Below are 22,667 nucleotides of genomic sequence, written 5' to 3'. Positions count from 1 at the left end.
CTGGAGATCCGATGACTAGGAAGACCGCTCCCCTGCTTGCCTGCGCCCTCCTGGCTGGGGGAGCGCTTCGCGCTGAATCGTCCGAATACCCGCTGGTGATCAACCTGCCATCGGCGGAGCGGATGCAGTACTGGGACATCGGCGTGGTGTTCACCCACCGCTTCGTGCAGCCGGTAAAGGACCATGGCAAGGACGTCTACGGCCTGGATGGGTACACCTACGCGGGATTGGGCTTCACCTTCGGGATCAAGCCCATTCCCGGACTGAATGCCTTCATCTACCGCACGGCCGACAACAAGACCTTCACCTTCGGCCTGCAGGAGCAGGTGCTGAACGGTGAACGGGTACGCATGGCGGTCCGTGCCGAGCGCTTCGACGAGGTGGTGAAGGAGACGACGACGCCCCTCGGGAAGGTGGGCATTTCCGGATTGGCCCTGCAGGTCCCAGTGGAGATCTTCATCACGGATGACATCATCTTCTCGCTGGTGCCCAGCTACATCACCAAGACCACGACGACCGACACCATCCTGGCCGTGCCGCCGGGCCAGACGCCCAACACCAAGGCCAACACGGGCGGTGTCTTGAACCTGGGCCTGGGCCTGCGCATCGGATTCACGGAGAAGTTCTCCTTCGTCAGCGAGTACTATCCCCGGCCCTCGAAGTTCGCCAAGGCCGCCCCCGGCGGCATCACCGACGGCACCACCTACCAGAACGGATTTGCCGTCGGGTTCTCCTACAAGACCTTCAAGCACCGGTTCACCCTGGTCGGCACCAACGCCAGCGGCACCACCGCGAACCAGGTGATGAGCGGCGACTACGGAGGCGGTCCGAGGTTGTCGGGCAACTGGTCCCTCGGCTTCAACGTGACGCGCGTCTTCTAGTCCGGGAGTCCCATGAGCGCATCCCCACTGCTCGAGTTCATCGCGCGGGAACACCCGGCCTTCGTCCACATCCCCCTCGGCCTCGTGGCCGTCCTGCCCCTGGCCATGCTGGCCTCCTTCCATCCGAGGCACGGGAAGATCCTCGCCGGGACCTCCTTCTTCCTGGCGGTCATCGGGTGGCTCGGCAGCACCATCGCCTTGTTCAGCGGGCTGATATGGGGCCGGCAGATCAACCTGATCAGCCCTTCGGGGTTCCTTCCCGTGGTGGCCAATGAGAAGCAGGTGCTGCAGAAGATCCTGCAGATCCACATCCTCGCGGCCACGGCCGGGTTCCTCATCGGGGGCGTCTGCGTCTTCATGCTCTGGCGCGTCTGGAGGCGGGACTTCGGCCCCGGCTCCGCAGGCCAGGAGCATCGCCATGCCGGTCGCCGCTTCTGGGAACGCGGGGTTGGAGCGCCAGCCCTCCTGGTCGGGTTCCTCTGGCTGGGTTGCTGGGGCTTCAGCGGGAAACTGGGCGGCATCATGGTCTTCGGCAACGAGGAGACGAACAAGGCCGCCGCGGAGGTTGAGAAGGCCAAGCGCAACGATGCCGAGGCCGAGCTGCCGATCCGGGCCCTGGACTACGCCAGCCTCGAGCCTGCGGAAACCGCTCCGGCGCGGAGCAAGGCCCATGGCGACCGCTGGCGCCGGGTCTGGGTCTCGGCCTCGGGCATCGACGCCTACAAGGCCGGCAAGCCCCTGCCTCCCGGCGCGTACGCGGTCATGTCCACCTTCACCGACGAGAAGGGCAAGCCCAGCACCGAGCCCGGCCCTCTCTACATGAAGGAGACCAAGGGCGATGGGACCACGGCCTTCGCCTTCTACTGGGGCCGGGTACCTGCGAATCTGCAGAAGGATTTCGGCAACCAGGACAGCGTGTACTGGCGGAGCCCCGATGCCAAGCTGGCCACCTGTCTCGGGTGCCACGAGAAGGGCGGGTCCGCCACGAAGTGAGGCCCCTCAGTCCTTCCGGGGACTCAGCATCTCTTCCATGATGGGAAGGAGCCTGGGCAGCTCGAAGGGCTTGGGCAGGAAGCGGACTCGCTGATCCGCGGAAAGCTGACCCTCCACGCTTTCAAGGCCCTGCCCGCTGACCAGGATGAAGGGGACCTCGGAGCCGCACCCCCGGATGAGGGCCATCAGCTCCAGTCCCGTGCAGTCCGGCATCCGCTGGTCACTGATCACCAGGTCGAATCCCCGGGCCTGCTGCCAGGCCTTCCAGGCCAAGGTGCCATCCGGGGCGGTCGTCACCTGCATCCGGGCCAGCGTCAGGGCGTCCGCGAGCATCTCGCGCAGGAGCGGTTCATCCTCCACGACCAGGATGCGACGCCCCGCCAGGCTTGGAGAAGCGGCTTTGAGCCGGTCTGGCCCCTTCGCCACCGGAACCTCGGCACAGTCCGCCGGGGGCAGGCTCACCCGGAACCGGGCCCCCCCTTCGGCCATGTTCTCGGCGCGGATCTCCCCGCCATGGGCCTTCAGGATGGAGAACACCATCGCGAGCCCCAGGCCCGTCCCCTTCCCGTGCTCCTTGGTGGTGACGAAGGGTTCGAACAGCCGAGGCAGGAGGGCCTCAGGAATGCCCGATCCCGTGTCCTGGATGTCGAGGAGGATCCGGCCATCATCCCCCACGAGCGTGCTCAGGCTCAGGTGGCCCCCTTCAGGCATGGCGTCCCTGGCGTTCACCCCGAGGTTCATGAGGACCTGCTCCAGTTGCACCGCGTCCCCCGAGATCGGGGGGAGGTCCGGCGTCAGCTGGCAGCGCAGCCGGATCCGGCCCCCCAGCAGAGGTTCCAGGACCGCGGCCGTGTTCTGGACGAGGGCATTGAGATCCAGGGGCTGGAGCTCGGGGCGGGATTGATGGCTGAAGGAGAGCAGGGCCTTGGTGGTCTGGGCACAGCGGCGGGTGGCTTCCTCCGCGCGCTGGATCCGGTTGAGCGCGGAATGGCCCTCGGGCAGGGTCTCGCGGCAGAGGTGCAGCTGTCCCAGGATGGCCGCCAGCTGATTGTTCACGTCATGGGCGATGCCTCCGGCCAGGGTGCCGACCGTCTCCATGCGTTGGCTGTGTTCCAGCTGGCGCTGGAGCCGGGCTTGATCGAGGAGGCTTTCGCCGGCCTGGCGCAGGGCCCGGTCAAGGCTGCGGATCTCGAGGATGCGGGAGTGGATGGGTGGGGGCGTCTCGCCCAGGCCGAGCGCCTCGGCGGCCGCGCTGAGCTGGGAGATGGGCCCCGCAACGCGGCGGGCGATGTGGATGATGCGCCAGGCCGCCAGACCCAGGCTGAGGAGGGCCATGCCGAACAGGGTCCAGAGCCGGAATCGGGCCGGGCCGAGCAGGTCCTCCTCCGGGACGGTCATCAGCAGGCGCCAGTGGATGCCGGGAAGGGAGGCGAACTCCGTGATCAGGCCGATCATCGCGTCTCCCTGATGGTGGAAGGTCTGGGTCCGGCCCAGGGGGGCCCTGAGGAGTCCGGACTGGGCTTCCAGGAAGCCGGATCCCACAGGGCTCAGGAAGGCCTCCCGCCGCAAGGCGGGCGTCTGGAAGGCTGGATCGTTCGGGAGGATGACCGCCCGCCCGCCAGGGTCCACCACCAGGCAGCGGCTGCGGGGTGTCGGCTGGGCGGACCAGACGCCGGCCGTCAGGTCATCCAGGAGGAAGTCCAGGGCCGCGACCCCGAGCAGCCCCTTGGCATTGCGGATGGGGAAGGTGCAGGTGATGCCGGGATCCTTGGTGGTGTAGAAGGTGTAGGGTTCGGTCCAGGACGGCCCTGTCCCGGTGGCTCCGGCCTGGTACCAGGGCCGGGTGCGGGGATCATAGTCCATGGGGGTCCAGGGCTCGCTGGTCATGCGATCGCCGGGTCTGCCCAGGCGGTGCCACCGGATGCTGGCCTGGGGGCCCGGCTGGACCAGTTCCCGCATGAACCAGGCGTCACTCCGCCGGAGAAAGAGCAGGGAGGGTCCGTCCTGGAGGGCGAGGTTGAGGCTGGTGATGCTCTGCTGGGCCGTGAGCAGGGGGAGGATCAGACGTGCGGCCTCCTCCGGGTGGGTGGGATCCAGGGCCCCGTTCAGCCACCAACCCTGTACCACCTCGCCCAGGGATTGGGAGGCCTTCAATTCGAGGTGAAGCACGGTCTCCAGATGGTGCAGGGCCGATTCGGTGCGGGCGGAGGCCTGGCGCTTCAAGGCTTGCTGCTGGCTCCACCAGGCGAGGCCCAGGATCAAGGTGGACAGGCCGGCCATGAGGACCAGAAGGTCCCGCAGCAGCAGCCGGCGGATGGGAAGCAAAAGGACGTCCTCCCTGGGTCACTGATCTGTTTCGGACGGCGGAGGGCCGGGGGTGACTCTGGGCTACAGGGCGGCCTTGAGTGCCGAGAGGGCCTCCGGCAGGCCGGAGGGGTTGGTTCCGCCGCCCTGGGCGAGGTCCTTCTTGCCGCCACCGCGGCCATTCAGGGCCGGGAGCATGGTCTTGAACAGGGCCCCCGCATCGTAGGACAGGTCGGGGGAGACGGAAACCAGCGCCGCCACCTTGTCCTCGGCAGTCTTCGAGGCCAGCACGATGACCGCGCTGTGGTGTCGGGTGCGGACCTGGTCCATGAATTCCCGCAGGGCGTTGCCCTCGAGCCCCTCGATGAGAGCCGTGACCAGGGTGACGCCCTTCACCTGCTCCACCTGCTCGGCGCCCCCGCCACCACCTGCGGCCTTCAGCTTGGCCTCCTTCAGGTCGCGCTCGAGCTGGGCGATGCGGTGATCCTTGGCCGTCAGCAGCTCGGGTAGGGTCTCCCGGCTGGCATTGGCCTGTCGGGCCAGGCCATGGATCATGGCCTCGTCGGCCTGCAGCAGCTCCAGGGCCATCTCGCCGGCCACGGCCTCGATGCGTCGCACGCCGGCGGCCACCGCACCCTCGGAGATGATCTTCACCACGCCGATCTCGCCGGTGTTGGGCACGTGGGTGCCGCCGCAGAGCTCCGTGGAGAAGCCGGGCACCTGCACCACGCGCACCACATCACCGTACTTCTCGCCGAAGAGGGCCATGGCACCCGAGGCAAGCGCCTCCTCGATGTCCATCTCACGGACCTGTGTGTCGATGGATTTCAGCGCCTGGCGGGAGGCGAGGCGCTCGATCTCCGCGATCTGGGCCGGCTCCAGCGGGGCGAAATGGGTGAAGTCGAAGCGCAGGCGCGCCGCATCCACCACGCTGCCCGCCTGCTTGACGTGGGTGCCGAGCACCTCGCGCAGGGCGGCGTGCAGCAGGTGGGTGGCCGTGTGGTGGGCCCGGACCCGCCGCCGGCGGATCGGATGCACCAGGGCGTTGACGGACGTGTTCTCCAGCAGAGAGCCGGTCACCACGACCTTGTGGAGGTGGCGCTTCTGGGCCGGAGCGGTGCAGTCCAGCACCTCGGCATGGCCGCCCTCGAAGCGAAGCTGGCCCGTATCGCCCACCTGGCCGCCGGACTGGGCGTAGAAGGGCGTACGGTCCAGCAGGACGAACCCTTCCCCGGTGAGCTGCTTCACCCGCCGGTGCTCGGCATCGAAGAGGGCGACCACGTGGGCCTGGCCCTCGAGGTGGTCGTAGCCGGTGAAGCGGGTGGGCGGCAGGTCCGCCAGGATGGCGAGATCTCCGGCCAGGCGCAGGTCATGGGCCTTCATGGCCGCCCGGGCGCGGGTGCGCTGGGCGTTCAGCTCCTGCTGGAAGCCCGCCAGGTCGGCGGTGATGCCGCGCTCCCGGCACCAGTCCTCCACCAGGTCCACGGGGAACCCGTAGGTGTCGTAGAGGCGGAAGATGTCGGAGCCCGCCAGGGTGCCGCTGGAGATGTCGCTGCCTTCAAGCAGCTTCAGACCCGTGGAGAGGGTCTGGCTGAACTGCTGCTCTTCCCGGTGCAGCGATTTCTGGATGCGGCCGAGCTCCCCGAGCAGCTCGGGGTACTGGTCACCCATGGCCTGGAATACGGCCGGGGCCAGATCCGCAAAGAAGAGGCCCTCGATGCCGAGCTTCCGACCGAAGCGCAGCGCCCGGCGGATGATCTTGCGGAGCACGTAGCCCCGGCCCTCGTTGCTGGGCACCACGCCGTCGAAACACATGAAGGTGGCGGCCCGGATGTGGTCGGCCACGACCTGGGAGGCGGTGCGGTTCGCGTGGTCGTGACGGTCCTCGCGGTTGACCTTCGCGGCCTTCCAGATGGCCTCGAAGATCGGCGTGAACAGGTCGATCTCGTAGTTGGTGTCCACGCCCTGGAGGATGCTGGCCGTGCGCTCCAGGCCCATGCCCGTGTCGATGCTGGGCTTGGGCAGGGGGGCCAGCACGCCCTGGGCGTCCCGCTCGTACTGCATGAAGACCAGGTTCCAGATCTCCATGACCCGGTCCCCCTCGCCATTCGGCGTGGCATCGCCCGGGATGTGGGCACCGCGGTCGAAGTGCATCTCGGAGCAGGGACCGCAGGGGCCGGTATCACCCATCTGCCAGAAGTTGTCCTTCTTGCCGAAGCGCATGATGCGGTCCGGGCGGACGCCGGCGGCCTTCCACATCTCCTCGGCCTCGGTGTCCGCGGGCACGCCCTCGGCACCCTCGAAGACCGTGATCCACAGCTTCGACGGATCCAGGGCCAGGCAGCCCTGGTCCACGGGGCCCGTGACGAACTCCCAGGCGAAACGGATGGCGTCGGCCTTGAAGTAGTCGCCGAAGCTGAAGTTGCCCAGCATCTCGAAGAAGGTGTGGTGGCGGGCCGTGAAGCCCACCATGTCGAGGTCGTTGTGCTTGCCCCCGGCCCGCAGGCACTTCTGGCTGGTGGTGGCGCGCCGGTAGTCGCGCTTGTCCTTGCCCAGGAAGACGTCCTTGAACTGGATCATGCCCGAGTTCGTCCACATGACCGTGGGATCGTCGGCAGGCCCGATGACCGCGCTGGAAGCCACCCGACGGTGCCCCTGGCGCTCGAAGTACTGCAGGAATCGCTGACGGAGTTCAGAGGTTTTCATTTGGATCCAGACTCAGACGAAGATCTGTTCATAGCTCCAAAAACGGGCAACGCCCGTTTTTGGAGCAGGAGACTAATGACGGAAGTGCCGCATGCCGGTGAAGAAGAGCCACACGCCGAGCTTCTGGGCGGCTTCGATGACTTCCTTGTCGCGCAGGCTGCCACCGGGCTCCACGAAGGCCGATACACCGTGGCTGGCAGCCACTTCGAGGCCGTCGGCGAAGGGGAAGAAGGCGTCGCTACCCAGCACCGCGCCCTTGGCGCGATCGCCGGCCTTGCGGCAGGCGATCTCCACGGAGTCCACGCGGCTCATCTGGCCCGCGCCGATGCCCACGGTGGCGCCGTCCTTCACCAGCACGATGGCGTTGGACTTGACCGCCTTGGCCACACGCTGCGCCAGCATGAGGTCCTCGGGCTTGGGGGGGGTACCGGGGCCGCTGGCCTTCATCTCCCAATCCTCGAAGGGCACGAAGGCGTCGTCCGCCCGCTGCACCAGGTAGCCGCCGCCGATGGAGCGGGTGTCCAGGCCCTCGGCGCTCTGGGGCCAGTGGTCGGGCGTCTGGAGGATGCGCAGCTGCTTCTTGGCGGCGAACACTTCCAGGGCCTCACCGGTGAAGGCGGGGGCCAGGATGACCTCCCAGAAGTTCTGGGCCATGACCTTGGCCACCTCGACGCCCACGGGGCGGTTGAAGGCGACGATGCCGCCGAAGGCGCTGACGGGGTCGCCGGCCTGGGCCCGCATGAAGGCCTCCAGGGCGTGGGGCCCCTGGCCTACGCCGCAGGGGTTGTTGTGCTTGACGATGACGCAGGCCGGGGCCGGAAACTGCCAGACCAGGCGGGCGCAGGCGTCGGCATCCAGCAGGTTGTTGAAGCTCAGCTCCTTGCCCTGGTGCTGGTGGCAGGCGGCCATGCCCTCCGCCTTGCGGCCGGGTTTCACATAGAAGGCGGCCGGCTGGTGGGGATTCTCCCCGTAGCGCAGCCCCTGCTTTTGGACCAGGTTGACGCAGAGGTGGTGGGACAGATCGGTGGAGGTCGGCGAAGTCAGCTCCCGCTCCATCCAGCCCGAGATGGCGGCATCGTAGGCGGCCGTGCGGCGGAAGGCCTCCAGGGCGCAGTGACGACGGTCCTCCAGGCTCCAGGTGCCGGCCTGGAGCTTCTCGAGGTAGGGCCCGTACTGGCCCGGATCGGTCAGGACCGTCACCGAGGCGTGGTTCTTCGAGGCGCTGCGGATCATGCTCGGGCCGCCGATGTCGATCTGCTCGATGGCCTCGGCGGGGGTGACGCCCTCCCGGGCGATGGTGGCCTCGAAGGGGTAGAGGTTGATCACCACCAGGTCGATGGGCTCGATGCCTTGGGCCTTGGCGTCCGCGACATGGTCCGCCAGATCGCGCCGGTAGAGGAGGCCGCCGTGGATGCGGGGGTGGAGTGTCTTCACGCGACCGTCGAAGCACTCCGGGGCGCCCGTGTAGGCGGCGACCTCGATGGCCTCGAACTTGGCCTCCTGGAGGGTTCGCAGGGTGCCGCCCGTGGCCAGGAGCCTCCAGCCCTGGGCCAGCAGGCCCTCCGCCAGGGGCAGGAGCCCCGACTTGTCGTACACCGAGATCAATGCCGTCGGCATGTCCGCCCCCTGAACCCTTGATTTTCCCATGTATCTGGCGCTTCCGGAAGGGACGGATGTCAGGGTTTGGGTTCCGGCGGATCCGGCCGAAAAGGGTGGCATCAGGAGGCCGGGATGGATGTCCAGGTTGAAGTGCAGTTCACGGTCCAGCACACCCTGGAGCAGCTGAAGGCGGAATTCGTCAAGCGCAGCCACATCCCCGAGTGGAGGACGCCGGAGGATGGCGGGGCACCCGACCTGTTCTTCGAAACCAAGGTGGTGAGTCTCACCCTGTCTTCGGAGAAGGACCGGCTCGCCTGGTTCGTGTTCTCCCTTGAGGCCACTGGCGAACTCCGCAAGCAGGTGGTGATTCCGAATGTGATCCCCGCCACAGTGAATGTGGATATCCCGGATCTGGAGGATTTCCTGGACTTCTGCCGGCGCTGCATGGTGGGCGCCCTCGGAAGGGGCTGAAGCGGCCACCTTTACCTTCCAGGCTCCAAGCCCCATCCTGGAAGGCCTGGAGTGGGCCCATGCCGACGATCAAGATCAACGACGTTGAACTGAGCGTGACCCCCGGCACCCTCGTGCTGGACGCCTGCCGCACGGTGGGCATCGACATCCCCCACTACTGCTACCACCCGGCCCTCACGCCCGTGGCCACCTGCCGCATGTGCCTGGTGGAGATCAAGGGCCAGCCCAAGCTGGCCACCAGCTGCACCACCACGGTGCCCCCTGCGCCCAAGGACAACCCCGAGGCCGTGGTGATGGAGGTCTTCACCAACACGCCCGCCGTGGCCGACGCCCGGGCCGGCGTGATGGAGTTCCTGCTCATCAACCACCCGCTGGACTGCCCCATCTGCGACCAGGCCGGGGAATGCAAGCTGCAGGACTATTCGTACCACTACGGCAGCGGCGACTCCCGCATGGGCGAGGTGAAGCGGCGCTACCGCTACGAGGACCTGGGCGCCAAGATCGTCATCGACAAGAACCGCTGCATCCACTGCACCCGCTGCGTGCGCTTCACCCGGGAGATCAGCGGTGGCGGCGAGCTGACCGTGGCCTCCCGCGGCTCGCACCTGGAAGTCACCACTTTCACCGGCAAGAGCATGGACCAGAACCCCTTCGCCGGGAACGTGGTGGACCTCTGCCCCGTGGGCGCGCTGACGAGCCGCGACTTCCGCTTCAAGAAGCGTGTCTGGTACCTCAAGAGCGTGCCTTCCATCAGCCGCCACTCGGCCCTGGGCAATCCCATCTGGATCGATCACGAAGGCAACCAGATCCACCGCTTCCGCCCGCGGCCTCTGGAGGGCAAGGAGACGACCCACTTCATCAGCGACGAGGAGCGCTATGCCTACGCGCAGTACAACCGCACGGGAGCGGCGCCCCTCCCTACCCTGAAGGGCGTGGCCGCCTCCGCGGAGGCCGTCCGTGAGGCCCTGCAGGCCGCCGGACCGGTGGCCGTCGTCGGCCAGGGCACCTTCGGCTGCGACGCGGCCCAGCGCCTGGGCGAGCTGGCCGCCTCGGCCGATCTGCGCTACGGCAGCGGCGACAAGACCATTTCGGTGGTGCTGCCCAAGTACCAGACCAGCGCGGACGGCATCCTGAACCGCCGTGGTTTCATGGAGCGCGGATTCCGGTTCGGGGCCCTCGAAGAGCTGCTCGGCAAGGTGCAGGGTGGCGAGGTCAAGGCCGTGGTGCTCCTGCACGACGCCGCCTTCACGAGCATCAAGGAATCGGAGCTGCTGGGCCAGATCCTGAAGGCCGCCGCCTTCAGCCTGGTGCTCGAGGCCGAAGCCTCCAGCCTCGGCCGCTCGGCCACGGCCTGGCTGCCCATCACGAACGTGGCCGAGGAGAGCGACTTCATCGTCAACCACGATGGTGAGCTGAGGCGCTACCAGAAGGCCCTGCAGGCGCCCAAGGGCGTCCGCACCGTGCCGGCCTGGGTGAAGGAACTGGCCGCCGTTCCCGCCGCCGTCTAGTCCGGAGTTCCACTAAAATGAAAGCGGGCGCCCTGGGCGCCCGCTTTCATTCAGGAGGGTACTGGACCTACTTCTTCACCACCTTGGCGTCCTCGACGATGAGCGGGTAGACGTAGCCCGCGCCGAAGTCCTTGTCCAGGCGCACGACGCCCTTCACGGTGACCACGTCACCCTTGGCGGCGGGATCCTGGCTGGTGATGGTGATGTCGTGGTTGCCCTTGCTGGCCTCGCCGCTGCCGTCCTGGATGTGGATCCAGTTCTTGCCCATGACGCCGGGGTTGTACTTGACCACCTGGCCGCGGATGGTGACGGACTTCTCCTTGAGGCCGCCCTTCTGGGCCCAGACTTCGGCCACGGTGCGGGCATCCGCGCCGGCGGCCTTGTCCACCTTCACCGCCTCCTTGGGGACCACGGGGGCGCCGGACTGCGCGGGTGCGCCGCCCGCCTGGGGGGCCGCGGGCATGGCCGCGGCGGCAGGCGCGGCACCGCCGGCGGGGGCGAGGTTGCCGAAGAAGATCTCGGCGAAGGTGCGGTTCAGGGTCTTGGACTCGAAGTTGTTCATGAGCATCGGATTGACGATGGTCACCTCGGTGCCCTTCTCGATCTTGGCCTCGGGGACCGCGGCCCAGACTTCGCCGCGGGCGGTCTGAAGGCGGAGGTAGCAGTAGGGGGCGGCATCGATCCGCTCGAGCACCTTGCCGGTGAGGCCCTGGCCCGGGGCGGGGGCGCCTGCGGCCGGCAGGGCGCCGGTGGTCGGCGCGGCCACGACGGCATCGGATTTCTTGGACTGGCAGCCCAGGGTGGCTGCGAGCAGGAGGGACAGGGGAAGGGCACCGCGCATGGAAGGGACTCCTTGAGTGAATCGGGAAACGAACCCAGAAAGGCCTGAGCCTGGATCAATCATCCTATGACCGGGAACCCGGCGCGACTTCGGAATCCTCCGGGGGTCTCTCGCTGCGCGCACACCCCCGGACCCCCGAGCAGATCAGCGCAAAGCCCTGATCTGCTCATGGCACCACTCGTGCCGGGTCGTCCCAGAAGGGATAGAAGCAGTACCACTGGCTGGGATGGCGGCGGATCAAGGCCTCCAGATCCGCCACATAGGAGCGCATGCCCGCCTGGATGGCCGCCATGCGCTCGCCCCGCCCGCCTTCGATCCGGATGGGCTCCCCGAAGTGGGCGTGGAAGCGGCGGTCCCCGTCCGTGTAGAAGAAGCTGGTGATGATCGGCGCGCCGGTCATGGCCGCCAGCTCCCAGGGGCCCCGGGGGAAGGGGACCTCTCGTCCGAAGAAGGGCATGGGCACGCCGTTCAAGCTGAAGTCCCGGTCCCCCTGCATGCCGACCAGGGCGCCCTCTCTCAGCAGCCGCACCAGGGGCAGGGTCGAAAACCCCACGCCATCCACCGGGATGCCCACCACGCCTCCCTGAGCCCGCATGCCCTCGCGGAGCCGCTCCACGGCGGCGAACCGGTCGGGCTTGTAGACCGCGTGGACCTTCAGGTTCCGGGACCGCAGGAGGATGCCCCCCAGTTCGAAGTTGCCCGCGTGGGCCGTGAGCAGGATGGCCCCCCGGCCCTCGGCCAGCACGGCATCGAAGCGGTCCATCCCCTCCAGGCTGGCGAATTGGGCCAGGGCCTCCTCCACAGGCCGCTGGCCGAAGTGGAAGAAGTCCACCCAGGCCCGGGCATGCTGGCGCACCATCTCGTGCGCGGTCTGCTCCACCCTTGCATGGGTCGGCCTCAGGCCCAGCACCTGTGCGGTGTTGCCGAGGATGGCCTCCAGGTACCTGGGGCGGAGGACCATGAAGGCGTTGGCGATCTGGTCCGCGATCTCATGGCCGCGCTCCCGCCGAGTGAAGGACCGGGCCGCGAAGTGGAAGAGGGGGAACAGCGACCCGAAGACCGCGCCGTAGACGAGATCCATGACCCTGGAATCGGACTGCATGCGGTCCTGCATGCCCCAGGCTATCAGGGGGCTTCGGCGGGGACCGGCAGATCGATGGAGAAGACCGTGCCCTGGCCGGGGGCGCTCTCGACCTGGATGGCCCCCCGGTTCTGGAGCACGAGGTTACGGACGGTGGCCAGACCCAGCCCCGTCCCGGAGGGCTTGGTCGTGTAGAAGGGTTCGAAGAGCTGATCGAGCTGACCCGGCGGGATGCCGGGTCCGTCATCCCGCACGTCGAGGCGGACGGCGCCGGATCGGGGGCCCGCGCTGATCCGGAGGATGCCACCGGGTCCCATGGCATCGCGGGCGTTCGAGACCAGGTTCTGGAGGATCTGGTCCAGCGATTGCGGATCCGCCACCACCCAGAGCCCTTCCCCGGCGTGGATCTCCAGGCGCTGGCCGGGACGGAGGAGCGCCCTCCACAGGCCCTCCTGTTCGGCGAGCCACTGCGGCAGGGAGACGCGGACCGGAGCCAGGTCCTGGAAGCGCCCGCTCTCCAGGATCCGCCGGGTCATGCTGATGGCCCGTTCCGAGGCATCCTCCAGGATCTCCACCGTCTGGAGCTGGGTGGGGCTGCAGGATTCCCGCAGGAGCTCCAGCCGCATCCGGAGGATCCCGAGGATGTTGTTGAGGTCGTGGGCGAGACCGGCCGCCAGCCCCGCCATCATCCGGACCCGCAGGCTGTTCAAGGCTTCGCGATGGTGGGCCTCGAGCTCGCGGGTGCGCACCTCCACGCGGTCCTCAAGGCCCTGGGACAGCCGTTCCAGGTCCAGGATCAGCAGCCCGTGTCTCAGCACCAGGACGGCCATCAGGATCGATCCGAGTGCCAGCAGGGCCCGGGGGGCCTCACCCTGGGGTCGGAAGATCTGGATGGCGGCCAGGGCCAGGACGGCCAGCGACACCATGGTGGGGATGAGGGCCCGGAGCACGGACGGCTTCTCCCGCTGGGGCAGAGAGGCTGGGGTGGTGGCGGGACTCAGGGCCGCGAGGACGAGCAGGGCATTGGCCGTCTGGTGGAGGACTTCGGCGGCGTCGCCGAGGTAGTTCTGGATGTAGTGTCCGGTGATCCGGAGCAGCACCACGATGGAGCTGTAGGCGAGGAGGACCACCAGGGACCACCGGACGAAGCGCTTGGCCTGGGCCTGCTCGGGCAGGGCCAGGCGGGTCTCCTGGAGCAGCCAGAGGGTCAACACGGCCAGGCAGGCCCCGATCTGGATCATGTAGAGCAGCACCATGCCCCGGGACAGGCGCCCCACGGAGGCCATGGAGCCGGTGGCCATCCAGGCCAGGGTGAAGAGCGAAGTCGCGATGGCGATGCCATCGAGAAAGGTCCGGATCCGGTCCCTGGGCATCCGCGCCTGCTGGGGCCAGAGGAGGAAGCCTCCCCCGAGGGCCACCAGGGACAGGATCGAAATGGCCGGACCCAGGAGCGGTGCATGGGGCAGGTGAAGCAGGGTCGGGGCGTAGCGAAGCCCACCCAGGGCGGCCCCCAGTCCGAGCAGACCAAAGGCGGCCGGACCTTCGCGGCGCGAACGCCGCCAGGCGAGTCCTGCGGCCCCGAAGGCCAGGATGAACACGGACAGGAAATCGAGGGTTCTGGCGAGGGGGTGGATCCGGTAGGCCAGGGGCAGCAGGGCATTGGCGGCCAGGAGCGCCCACAGGCCGGAGAGGATGGCGGGGTGTGCCTCCCACAGGGCGGCGAAGGAGGCTCTGGCGCCCGTGCGGTTGTGCATGAATCGAGTGTTTCGCGGATTATTCAGGCAGGCAATCCTTACCTTCCGAAATCCCTACACTCGTAATGAATGTCACAGCTGCAATCCCCGCTTCCCGCGCCTGGACTGGATTCCGCTACCGCCACACATTCTGGTTCGGGTTGCGGTCCTCCATCTCCTGCCAGAGCCGCTGGAGGCTCTGAAGGCGCTCCGGGTAGTCCAGCTCTAGGCGATCGAGGGTCCCCTCGTCCTCCGCATCGAAGGCCATGGGACCCTCGAGGACCTCGGTCGGGAACTCGGGGAAGACCCGCGCCAGCAGCGAGCGGTCGAGCCCGCGCACGCTGAGGGTGCGGATCCCGGGAGTATCCACCAGGGTCCCCCCCGCTGCCAGGGCCAGCCAGCGCGAGGCGGTGGTGGTCTGCTTGCCCGTGCCGAACTTGGTGAGGCCCCCGGTCTTCAGGGCGGCCACGGGATGGAGGGCGTTCACCAGGGTGCTCTTGCCGACGCCGCTGTGGCCGAGCAGGACCACCACCTTTCCCGGCAGCAGCCCGTGGAGGGTCCCGACGCCTTCGCCGTTGAGGGCGGAGGTCTCGTGGATGGCCACGCCCTGCTCGCGCAGGGGATCCAGCTCGGGCAGGGTGTCCTTCTTGGATGCCCGGTCCCGCTTGGTGACGATGACGCGGAAGGTGAGCCCGGCATCGAGCGCGAGCAACTGGGCCCGCTCCAGGAGGCCTGGTCGCAGAGGCGGATCCACCACCGCGGCACAGATCCACAGCTCGTCGGCATTGGCGCAGATGAGCTGCCAGGGCTCGCGGTCATCGATGCCGCCGCGCCTGAGCAGGGTTTTCCGGGGCATCACGGCCACCACCTGCGCCTCGGGGGAACCCCCGTCGCCGCGGGTGGGGACATGGGCCGGCAGCTTCGGATCCTCCGGTTCGACGGGCACCGCGGAGTAGCGCACCCGGTCGCCGCAGACCAGGCGCACGCCCTTGAGCTTTCCGCCCAGCGTCGCCCGCATCACGGTGCGGTCCTCCAACTCCAGATCGACCCACTGGCTGTGCCGCTGGATCAGGATGGCCTCGGGCAGGTGCATCCAGGGAGCTGGATCGGGCAGCCGGAGCAGGGCCTCGGCATCGTGGGCCTCGATGCCGGTCTCCAATCGCTCGGCATGCTGCTGCCGTCGCTTGCTCTCCCCGCCCCGCTCCCGGGAATAGGCCTCCCGGTGGTCCATGTCCTGGGCCTCCCGGCTTTGGCCGAGGCGGAACTTGCGGGTCATGCGGCGGCTCTGGTCGGGCTTTGCCCGAGCAGCGCGCGGGGAGTGCGAGGGGGACGCAGCGCGACCACCGGGAGCAGGCGGTCCCCTTCGCCAAGCATCAGGCGCGACCGCCGAATTCGCCGGTCTCGGTGCTCACCTTCACCTTCTCGCCCTCCTTGATGAAGAGGGGCACCTTGATCTCGATGCCGGTCTCCAGCTTGGCGGGCTTGGTGACGTTGCCGCTGGCCGTGTCCCCGCGGGCGCCGGGCTCGGTGTAGGTGACGGCCAGTTCCACCGTGGTGGGCATCTGGAGGCCGATGGGATTGCCGTTGTACTTCTGGATCTGGACGATGAGGCCCTCTGTGAGGTAGTCGAGGGCGTCGCCCATGAGGGTTTCACCCAGGGTGTGGGTCTCGTAGGTCTCCTGATCCATGAAGTGGGAGCCTTCGCCGTCGCTGTAGAGGTAGCTGGCGGGCGTGAGGACCAGGTCGGGCTCCTTGAACTTGTCGCCGGCCTTGAAGGTCTTGTCGAACACGGCCCGGGTGAGCAGGTTCCGCATCTTGATGCGCACCAGGGTCTGGCCGCCGCGGGCCGTGGGCGTGGAGATCTCCACGTCCAGGCAGTGGAAGGGCGTCTCTTCGAGTTCGAAGAACATCTTGCGTTTGATCTCGATGGCTTCGAGCAGGGCGGCCATGGGCACTCCAGAATGTCGAATCCTCCATTCTATCTCGACTTGGGGAGGGGGTCTCCTGGTTAGAATTTCCTTTCCATGGCAGACCCGAAAACCATCGGCAGGTACCAGGTCCTGCGGCCCATCGGACAGGGCGGCATGGGGACCGTCTACCTGGCGGAGGATCCCCTCCTCAAGCGGCGGGTGGCCATCAAGGTCATCCGGGTGGCCGGCAGCGCCCGGCACCAGGCCATGCTGCGCTTCCGGCGGGAAGCCGAGATCAGCGCCCAGCTGAACCATCCGAACCTGGTGACCATCTTCGACGTGGGCGTGGAAGAGGACCTGGGGCCTTTCCTGGCCATGGAGTACGTGGAGGGGAAGAGCCTCGGCAAGCACATCAAGGAGAAGAACCTCGATCAGGAGACCTCCGCGAAGGTGTTGATCCAGGCCATGCGGGCCCTGAGGGCCGCCCACCGGCGCGCCATCGTCCACCGCGACGTGAAGCCCGACAACATCCTCCTGAGTGAGGAGGGCCGGGCCAAGCTCATGGACTTCGGCATCGCCCGCAGCATGGGGCACATGAGCGTGAATCCCCAGCATCCCCTGGATGCGCCGATGCTGGATGAGGGCGTCCAGGACGGCTATGCCCAGACCCTCGCGCTGCGCCTGACGGTCACCGGGGACTTCCTGGGTTCACCGGCCTATGCTCCGCCTGAGGTGCTGAAGGGCGGTGAGGGGACCCCGTCCTCGGACCGCTACAGCTTCGCGGCGACGGCCTTCGAACTGCTCACGGGCCAGCTGCCCCACCCGGGGGGCGGGCTCACGGAGATCATCATCCACATCCTGCAGGAGCCCATCGCCATCCCGGCCGACCTGCCACCCCGTCTGGGCGCCGTGTTCCAGCGGGCCCTGTCCGTGGATCCGGACGACCGCTACACCACCCTGCCGGAGTTCATGGAGGAGCTCATCGACGCCCTGCCCGGGCCGGCCAGCATGCGGGCCCGCCTCTTCGCGGCCCTGGGCCAGGATGACGACGGCAGCAGCGTGTCCACGGCGCGGTTCCGCCTTCCGGCCGGACTCACCCAGGCAAATGGGGAGGACAGCGGCCCCCAGGCCACGGAGGCCCGCCTGCGCCAGAGCCAGCCCGTGAAGATCACCCTGGCGGAGGATCCGGTGGAGACGTTCCTGGCCTCCCGGAAGGCCTCGACCGAACCCGGGCCCGATGAGACCGACTGGGTGACCATCCTCAAGTGGGTGGTCTTCGTCTTCGTGCTGCTCCAGCTGTTCTGGTGGCTCGCGCCGGTTCTCTCACGGGTCCACCTGACGACCTAGCCGCTCCGGCGACAGGCCTAGGCAAAGGCCCGCATCAGGAGGAACAGGCTCCCGTTCCAGCAGGCGTGGACCAGGATCGGAGTCCGCAGGCTGCCGGTATGCCGCAGGGCCAGGCCCATCACCAGGCCCAGGGTGCCGAGGACCGGCAGACCCGCGGGCTGCAGATGGATGGCCGCGAAGAGCAGGGCGGAGAGGACGAGGGCCACCGCCATCCGTTGCTTCCGGGCCAGCACGGGCATCAGGAAACCCCGGAAGAGCAGCTCCTCGAAGAAGGGTGCCAGGCCAGCGACCGTCAGGAACAGCGCCAGGCCCGGACCCCAGCCCGACAGGCTGCGCAGCAGCTCCTGGAGGTCCCGCTGGGGACTCTGCTCCGGCCGCAGGATCAGGTTCGAGACGAGGGCGACGAGGATGACCAGCAGAACCGCCAGGGCCAGGAAGGCGCCGCCCCAGGCGAGATCCCGCCCTGCCCTCCCCGGGGCGACGCGCTGCCACAGCTCGCCGAAGGAGAGACCTTCCGCGGAGCAGAGGAACAGGACCCCGAAGGCGGCATGGAAGAGGTAGCCCAGGGGCAGGGCCAGCCACCGCAGGCTTGGCCAGGGATGGAGCAGGAGTCCCACCAGGTTTCCGGAGAGGAAGAAGGTCAGGAACCAGCCGAGCAGGACCAGGGCGCAGGCACGGCCTGAGAGCGACCAGGCGGGCAGCGGAAGGGCCGGTTCCTTGTGCCGGGTCACCAGCAGGTAGATGCCGACCGCGAGCCCGGCCGCCGCAAGGGCCAGGACTCCCAGGCCAAGGAGGCCCAGCCCGGCCAGCCGGGTCAGCAGGGCCGCCCGTGCCCTGGCCCGGAGGGTCTCCCCTCCGCCTTCACGATCCAGGAGACGGGCCTCGAGCAGGTCGGCCGCATAGCCGTCCCCGAGGCGGCGGTGGACGTCGAGGCGGTCTCCGGCGGTGGGCAGAGGGGCTCCGGCATAGGCGGCGAGATAGGCGCGCCGGAATCGTTCCCAAGCCGGTCCCACCCGTGCCGCACCGGGGTCATCCAGGGCCGGGGCCGCCGGGTCGCCCAGCTCTGCCTTGAGGACGGCCAGGAGGGCACGGTCCCAGGGTTCCTTCAGCTGTCTTTCGGCCTTGGTCCACTCCTTCGCCGCCACGGGGCGTCCCGTGAAGGCCCTGGGGCCGGCCAGCGCCACTTCCAGCAAGCGCCCCTGGAGTCCGGCCCGCTCGGCGGGTCGCCTGGCCCCCTGCTGCCGGACGCGGAGGGTGAACCCAGCCGCCAGCAGGGCCAGCAGGGCCAGCAGGGCGATCAGGGGATCGGCCCAGCTGCGATGGGGGTGCCAGGAGGCAGGGGATTCTGAGGCCATGCCTCCAGGCTACGCGAAGGGCTGGCGGCCGGTGCGCCGGAAGCGCCAGGCGGCCCAGTGGAGGTAGAAGCGGTTGAGCAGCCTGGGAAACCCCGGGATGGCCAGGACCGGGGCGACCCACCGCCAACCCGGCAGGCGTTGGGCGATAGGTCGCAGCAACTCGGCCCCGGCCCGGACCTCCCGCGTGCCCAGGTCCAGGCCGTGGATCTCCTTCTCGACGGGGCGGCCGCCCAGCTCCGGCGCCAGGACCAGCAGCTCGGGGTCCCGCACCGGGAGGATGAGCAGGAGACCCTGGCGGTCCCGTCGGGCCAGCCAGAGGGCCATGCGGCAGCAGAGGGTGCAGGCGGGGTCGTAGGCGAGAAGGAGGGGGGCGGGCATCGGCCGCATGATGTCATGGGTTGGCGGTAAGGTTGAAGCTCCGGAGGCCCCATGCCCTTTTCCCATCCCATCGAGGTGCGGTTCAGCGATCTGGACGCCATGGGGCATGTGAACAATGCCGTGGTGGTCAGCTACATGGAGCAGGCGCGCTTCCAGTGGTGGCGCAGCTTCCTGGGCGGCCGGAAGTTCCAGGAGGAGGGCTTCCTCATCGCCCGCGTCGAGGTGGACTACCGCATGCCGATCCTGCTGGGCGACGATGTGCGGGTGGAACTGCACTGCACCAAGGCGGGAAACAGTTCCTTCGAGCTGAGCTACCGGATCACCAAGGGGCTCGGCGGCGACCTCTTCGCCGAAGGCAAGACCGTCCAGGTCATGCTCGACTTCACCACCAACCGGCCCAAGCCCCTGGCCCCCGCCACGCGGGACTGGCTGGAGGCCCAGGCGTGATGTTGCTGGGAAGCGCTGCCTGGGCCGAGGGCCCGGCCGAACGGCGGGCCCTGGTGGCGCGCCTCGCCTCCGGCCGGCTGGCGGATCTGAACCGCATCGAGGTGGTGCGCCTGCGCAAGCTTGGCGAGGGGGAACCCGAGCGCCTGGCCGAGGCGCTGGTGCCCGCCAGCCTGCGCCGTGTGCTGGAAGGAGGCCCCAGGGCCCTGGCCCGTGCCCGCCAGACCTTGGCCTATGCGGAAAAATGGGATCGGCGGGGCACCCTGCCGGCCACCCTGGCGCCGCCGCTGGAAGCCGTGGAGCTGCTGCCCTGCCTGGCCCGGCCGACGGCCCTGCGGCGCCTGGATGGACTCTGGTTGGATCGGCTGGTCGTGCGGGGGCCCGGAGCGGAGCTGTCGGCCCCGCCCCAGCCCGGCTTGGCGGCCGTGGGTCTGGCCGGGGGCGGCATGGCCGGCTACTGCCTCGCGCTGGAGGAGGCCGGGAGCGCCATTCTCGGCGCCTGGCTGACGGATGAATGGCCCACAGGACAGCTGGAGCTGAAGGTGGGCGCTGCCCGTCGCAGCGCGCCCCTGAAGGCATGGGAGGGGCTGGAGCTCCCGCTGCTGCGGGCGGGCGAAGTGATGCTGCTCCCGCCGCCGAAGCTGAAGCCCTTCTCCGAACTCATGGGGGGGGCAGAGGTGCACCTCAGCGCCGGGTTCGATCAGCTGGCGCTGCGGTTGGGGCCAGAGGGTGTGCATCCCACCGTGCAATAGATCCCGCTGAGCGATTGGGGCGCTGGGTCAGCCCCGCATCATCTCGGCGATGAGGAAGGCCATCTCCAGGCTTTGTGTGCCATTGAGGCGGGGGTCGCAGCCGGTCTCGTAGGCCTTGGCCAGGTCCGCCTCCGAAAGGCCCTCCGTGCCGCCGGTGCACTCGGTGACGGCCTCGCCGGTGAGCTCGATGTGCACGCCGCCCAGGTGGGAACCGTGGGCGCGGTGGATCTCGAAGGCCTGGCGCAGCTCGGAGAGGATGGCGCTGAACTCCCGGGTCTTGAGCCCCGCAGCGCTTTCCGTGCCGTTGCCATGCATGGGATCGCAGCTCCAGAGCACCGGGTGATCCGTGGCCCGCACGGCCTCCAGGAGCGGCGGCAGCGCCGCCTGGATTTTCGAGGCACCGAAGCGGGAGATCAGGGTGATGCGGCCGGGTTCCCGGTCCGGATCGAGCCGGGCCAGCAGGTCCACCAGGTGTTCCGGCGTGGCGCTGGGCCCCACCTTCACGCCGATGGGGTTGCGGATGCCGCGGAGGTACTCGATGTGGGCGCCGTCCAGCTGGCGGGTGCGCTCGCCCACCCAGAGCGTGTGCGCCCCCAGGTTGTAGTAGCTGCCGTCCTCGTGGATCCAGCGGGTGAGGGCCTCCTCATAGGGCAGCAGCAGGGCCTCGTGGCTGGTGAAGAAGTCGATGCGCTCGAGCACGTCCCGCTGGACGCCGCCGAGGGCCTCGAGGAAATCCAGCGACTCGCGCACCTGGTCGAGGGTGCGGCGATAGGCAGGCACCTCGCCCGTGCCGCCCGGCAGCTCCCAGCGCTCGGGGTGGTGGAGGTCGGCGAAGCCCCCGGCGGTGAGGGCCCGGAGGTGGTTCAGCGTGGCGGAGGCGTGGAAGTAGGCCTCCAGCATGCGTCCCGGGTCGGGCCGGCGGGAGGCCTCCTCGGCCTCCAGGCCGTTGATGAGGTCGCCCCGGTAGCTGGGCAGCTCGCGGCCCCGGACCATCTCCGTGGGCTTGCTGCGAGGTTTGGCGAACTGGCCGGCGATGCGGCCCACCCGGACGACGGGCTTGCGTCCCCCATGGGTGAGGGCCACGGACATCTGGAGCAGGACGCGCAGCTTGCCTTCGATGGACGCTGGCGTGCAGTCCTTGAACTGCTCGGCACAGTCCCCGCCCTGGAGCAGGAAGCGGCGTCCGGCGGCGGCTTCGGCCAGCAGGCCGCGGAGCCGGTCCACCTCCTCGGGCACGACAAGCGGGGGCATCCGGCGCAGGCGCGCCAGGATCCCCTCCAGCTCGGAGGGGTCGTCATAGGCCGGCTGCTGTTGGGCCGGGAAGCGCTGCCAGCTGTGGGGGTTCCAGGGCGTCATGCCCCATTCTGGCCTGGATCCAGCATTCAGGGCCAACGGCTCTAGGCGGGTTCGGCTTCCACTTGGGTGATCCAGCGGTAGCCCTCTCCGCCCACGGTGGTGATCCAGGGCGAGCCCAGCTCCTCGCCCAGCTTCCGCCGCAGGTTGGCGATGTGGACGTCCACGGTCCGGGCGCTGGGCCGGGCATCCTGCTCCCAGGCCAGCTGCAGCAGTTCCTTCCGGCTGTGGGTGCGACCCGGGTGGGTGATGAGGATCTCCAGCAGGCGGAACTCGCGCGGCGTCAACTCCAGCAGGCGGCCGTCGCGCCGCGCCTCCAGCCGGGGCAGATCGAACCGGAAGGGGCCCGAGCGCAGCAGGGGGGGGCGGTCCACGGGGCGCGTGCGGCGGAGGATGGCCTTCACCCGGGCCATCAGCTCGAGCACCGAGAAGGGCTTCACCAGGTAGTCGTCGGCACCGAGGCTTAGGCCCTGCACGCGGTCCGTCTCCTCGCCGCGGGCCGTCAGCATCAGCACCGGCACCTCATCCTTGCGCTCCCGGAGGGTCCGGAGCACCTCGAACCCATCCATCTGGGGCAGCATCAGGTCCAGGACGATCAGATCCGCCCGGTGGGCGGCATGGGCTGCGAGCGCGGGCACACCGTCCCCGGCCGCCTCCACGGAATAGCCTTCGAAGCTCAGGTTGTTGACGAGGAGCTGGCAGAGGGACGGCTCATCCTCCACCACGAGGATGTGGGTCACGGAATCTCGCTCAAGGATCGGTGGATTCACCATGGCGACCTTCATTGGGAATGACAAGTTGAAATTACGATTTATTTCCTAAGCCTATTATTTCGATCGCGGAAATATCCACACAAAAGGGCAATTTTGTCCGTCCAAATGATCACGCGGCAGGCACCTCAAGCAGGGCGACGAAGCCCTCTCCAGGGGCTGAGGAGAAGGTGAGGCCCCAGCCACGGGGCCCCCTCCGCGACCGAGCGGAGCGAGGAGCGGGAGCACGCGACAGACGTCG

General features: G+C 68.6%; 19 protein-coding genes. 7 read left to right on the top strand and 12 right to left on the bottom strand.

Going from position 1 to position 22,667, the window contains the following annotated elements; translation table 11 throughout:
• Window positions 1–11: 11 nt before the first annotated feature.
• Window positions 12–881: a DUF5777 family beta-barrel protein gene (locus tag QOZ81_RS15625; RefSeq protein WP_291204096.1), complete on the top strand. Its 870-nt coding sequence runs from the start codon at window positions 12–14 to the stop codon at window positions 879–881.
• 12 nt (window positions 882–893) lie between these two features.
• Entirely contained in the window at window positions 894–1,874 is a 981-nt protein-coding gene (locus QOZ81_RS15620) for a hypothetical protein (protein ID WP_291204099.1), read from the top strand.
• 6 nt (window positions 1,875–1,880) lie between these two features.
• On the opposite strand, the gene QOZ81_RS15615 is transcribed toward QOZ81_RS15620, so the two are convergent.
• The 3 genes from QOZ81_RS15615 to purH form a co-directional block, all read right to left on the bottom strand.
• Entirely contained in the window at window positions 1,881–4,199 is a 2,319-nt protein-coding gene (locus QOZ81_RS15615) for an ATP-binding protein (protein ID WP_291204103.1), read from the bottom strand.
• 63 nt (window positions 4,200–4,262) lie between these two features.
• Window positions 4,263–6,884, bottom strand: coding sequence for an alanine--tRNA ligase (gene alaS, locus QOZ81_RS15610; protein WP_291204106.1), 2,622 nt, complete (start codon window positions 6,882–6,884; stop codon window positions 4,263–4,265).
• 72 nt (window positions 6,885–6,956) lie between these two features.
• Entirely contained in the window at window positions 6,957–8,501 is a 1,545-nt protein-coding gene (gene purH / locus QOZ81_RS15605; protein WP_291204109.1) for a bifunctional phosphoribosylaminoimidazolecarboxamide formyltransferase/IMP cyclohydrolase, read from the bottom strand.
• Between the two features lie 114 nt (window positions 8,502–8,615).
• Between purH and QOZ81_RS15600 the strand changes: the two genes are divergently transcribed.
• A complete protein-coding gene (locus QOZ81_RS15600) occupies window positions 8,616–8,954 on the top strand; it encodes a hypothetical protein (protein WP_291204112.1) in 339 nt (112 codons plus the stop codon).
• A gap of 59 nt (window positions 8,955–9,013) precedes the next feature.
• Entirely contained in the window at window positions 9,014–10,462 is a 1,449-nt protein-coding gene (locus tag QOZ81_RS15595) for a 2Fe-2S iron-sulfur cluster-binding protein (protein ID WP_291204115.1), read from the top strand.
• Between the two features lie 67 nt (window positions 10,463–10,529).
• Here the strand turns inward: QOZ81_RS15595 and QOZ81_RS15590 are convergent, their stop codons facing one another.
• The 5 genes from QOZ81_RS15590 to efp form a co-directional block, all read right to left on the bottom strand.
• Window positions 10,530–11,303 carry a hypothetical protein gene (locus QOZ81_RS15590; protein WP_291204117.1) on the bottom strand — a complete coding sequence of 258 codons (774 nt, stop codon included), beginning with the start codon at window positions 11,301–11,303 and terminating at the stop codon, window positions 10,530–10,532.
• A 166-nt stretch (window positions 11,304–11,469) separates the two neighbouring features.
• Window positions 11,470–12,405, bottom strand: a complete 936-nt coding sequence (locus QOZ81_RS15585) for a lysophospholipid acyltransferase family protein (protein ID WP_291204120.1) — start codon at window positions 12,403–12,405, stop codon at window positions 11,470–11,472.
• A gap of 23 nt (window positions 12,406–12,428) precedes the next feature.
• Window positions 12,429–14,138, bottom strand: a complete 1,710-nt coding sequence (locus tag QOZ81_RS15580) for a sensor histidine kinase (RefSeq protein ID WP_291204122.1) — start codon at window positions 14,136–14,138, stop codon at window positions 12,429–12,431.
• A 115-nt stretch (window positions 14,139–14,253) separates the two neighbouring features.
• Window positions 14,254–15,393, bottom strand: a complete 1,140-nt coding sequence (rsgA, locus tag QOZ81_RS15575) for a ribosome small subunit-dependent GTPase A (RefSeq protein ID WP_291204125.1) — start codon at window positions 15,391–15,393, stop codon at window positions 14,254–14,256.
• Between the two features lie 97 nt (window positions 15,394–15,490).
• Window positions 15,491–16,066: an elongation factor P gene (gene efp, locus QOZ81_RS15570; protein ID WP_291204128.1), complete on the bottom strand. Its 576-nt coding sequence runs from the start codon at window positions 16,064–16,066 to the stop codon at window positions 15,491–15,493.
• 75 nt (window positions 16,067–16,141) lie between these two features.
• On the opposite strand from efp, the gene QOZ81_RS15565 reads away from it, so the two are divergent.
• A complete protein-coding gene (locus QOZ81_RS15565) occupies window positions 16,142–17,374 on the top strand; it encodes a serine/threonine-protein kinase (protein ID WP_291204130.1) in 1,233 nt (410 codons plus the stop codon).
• A 17-nt stretch (window positions 17,375–17,391) separates the two neighbouring features.
• Here QOZ81_RS15565 and QOZ81_RS15560 read toward each other — a convergent pair whose 3' ends face one another.
• Together QOZ81_RS15560 and QOZ81_RS15555 are read right to left on the bottom strand one after the other, a co-directional pair.
• Window positions 17,392–18,729: a CPBP family intramembrane glutamic endopeptidase gene (locus QOZ81_RS15560; protein ID WP_291204133.1), complete on the bottom strand. Its 1,338-nt coding sequence runs from the start codon at window positions 18,727–18,729 to the stop codon at window positions 17,392–17,394.
• Between the two features lie 9 nt (window positions 18,730–18,738).
• A complete protein-coding gene (locus tag QOZ81_RS15555; RefSeq protein WP_291204137.1) occupies window positions 18,739–19,107 on the bottom strand; it encodes a thiol-disulfide oxidoreductase DCC family protein in 369 nt (122 codons plus the stop codon).
• Between the two features lie 51 nt (window positions 19,108–19,158).
• On the opposite strand from QOZ81_RS15555, the gene QOZ81_RS15550 reads away from it, so the two are divergent.
• Window positions 19,159–19,554, top strand: a complete 396-nt coding sequence (locus QOZ81_RS15550) for an acyl-CoA thioesterase (protein ID WP_291204140.1) — start codon at window positions 19,159–19,161, stop codon at window positions 19,552–19,554.
• Complete coding sequence (locus QOZ81_RS15545; protein ID WP_291204143.1) at window positions 19,551–20,303, top strand: hypothetical protein; 753 nt, start codon at window positions 19,551–19,553, stop codon at window positions 20,301–20,303. The genes QOZ81_RS15550 and QOZ81_RS15545 overlap by 4 nt, the downstream gene beginning before the upstream one ends.
• Before the next feature lie 27 nt (window positions 20,304–20,330).
• Here the strand turns inward: QOZ81_RS15545 and QOZ81_RS15540 are convergent, their stop codons facing one another.
• Both QOZ81_RS15540 and QOZ81_RS15535 read right to left on the bottom strand, forming a co-directional pair.
• Window positions 20,331–21,659: a class II 3-deoxy-7-phosphoheptulonate synthase gene (locus tag QOZ81_RS15540; RefSeq protein ID WP_291204178.1), complete on the bottom strand. Its 1,329-nt coding sequence runs from the start codon at window positions 21,657–21,659 to the stop codon at window positions 20,331–20,333.
• A 41-nt stretch (window positions 21,660–21,700) separates the two neighbouring features.
• Window positions 21,701–22,396 (bottom strand): response regulator transcription factor, encoded by a 696-nt coding sequence (locus tag QOZ81_RS15535; RefSeq protein ID WP_291204181.1) that lies wholly within the window; start codon window positions 22,394–22,396, stop codon window positions 21,701–21,703.
• Window positions 22,397–22,667: the final 271 nt, after the last annotated feature.

This window comes from Geothrix sp., from assembly GCF_030219325.1.
GTDB lineage: Bacteria > Acidobacteriota > Holophagae > Holophagales > Holophagaceae > Geothrix.
Note: the sequence above shows the minus strand (reverse complement) of the source record. Positions and strands in the feature narration are given on the sequence as shown.

Coding starts and splice junctions, on each gene's coding strand:
- purH (WP_291204109.1), bottom strand. CDS start 8,501: ATGCCGACGGCATTGATCTCGGTGTACGACAAGTCGGGGCTCCTGCCC.
- QOZ81_RS15555 (WP_291204137.1), bottom strand. CDS start 19,107: ATGCCCGCCCCCCTCCTTCTCGCCTACGACCCCGCCTGCACCCTCTGC.
- QOZ81_RS15595 (WP_291204115.1), top strand. CDS start 9,014: ATGCCGACGATCAAGATCAACGACGTTGAACTGAGCGTGACCCCCGGC.
- QOZ81_RS15565 (WP_291204130.1), top strand. CDS start 16,142: ATGGCAGACCCGAAAACCATCGGCAGGTACCAGGTCCTGCGGCCCATC.
- alaS (WP_291204106.1), bottom strand. CDS start 6,884: ATGAAAACCTCTGAACTCCGTCAGCGATTCCTGCAGTACTTCGAGCGC.
- QOZ81_RS15625 (WP_291204096.1), top strand. CDS start 12: ATGACTAGGAAGACCGCTCCCCTGCTTGCCTGCGCCCTCCTGGCTGGG.
- QOZ81_RS15580 (WP_291204122.1), bottom strand. CDS start 14,138: ATGCACAACCGCACGGGCGCCAGAGCCTCCTTCGCCGCCCTGTGGGAG.
- QOZ81_RS15560 (WP_291204133.1), bottom strand. CDS start 18,729: ATGGCCTCAGAATCCCCTGCCTCCTGGCACCCCCATCGCAGCTGGGCC.
- QOZ81_RS15540 (WP_291204178.1), bottom strand. CDS start 21,659: ATGACGCCCTGGAACCCCCACAGCTGGCAGCGCTTCCCGGCCCAACAG.
- QOZ81_RS15585 (WP_291204120.1), bottom strand. CDS start 12,405: ATGCAGTCCGATTCCAGGGTCATGGATCTCGTCTACGGCGCGGTCTTC.
- efp (WP_291204128.1), bottom strand. CDS start 16,066: ATGGCCGCCCTGCTCGAAGCCATCGAGATCAAACGCAAGATGTTCTTC.
- QOZ81_RS15620 (WP_291204099.1), top strand. CDS start 894: ATGAGCGCATCCCCACTGCTCGAGTTCATCGCGCGGGAACACCCGGCC.
- QOZ81_RS15550 (WP_291204140.1), top strand. CDS start 19,159: ATGCCCTTTTCCCATCCCATCGAGGTGCGGTTCAGCGATCTGGACGCC.
- rsgA (WP_291204125.1), bottom strand. CDS start 15,393: ATGACCCGCAAGTTCCGCCTCGGCCAAAGCCGGGAGGCCCAGGACATG.
- QOZ81_RS15600 (WP_291204112.1), top strand. CDS start 8,616: ATGGATGTCCAGGTTGAAGTGCAGTTCACGGTCCAGCACACCCTGGAG.
- QOZ81_RS15590 (WP_291204117.1), bottom strand. CDS start 11,303: ATGCGCGGTGCCCTTCCCCTGTCCCTCCTGCTCGCAGCCACCCTGGGC.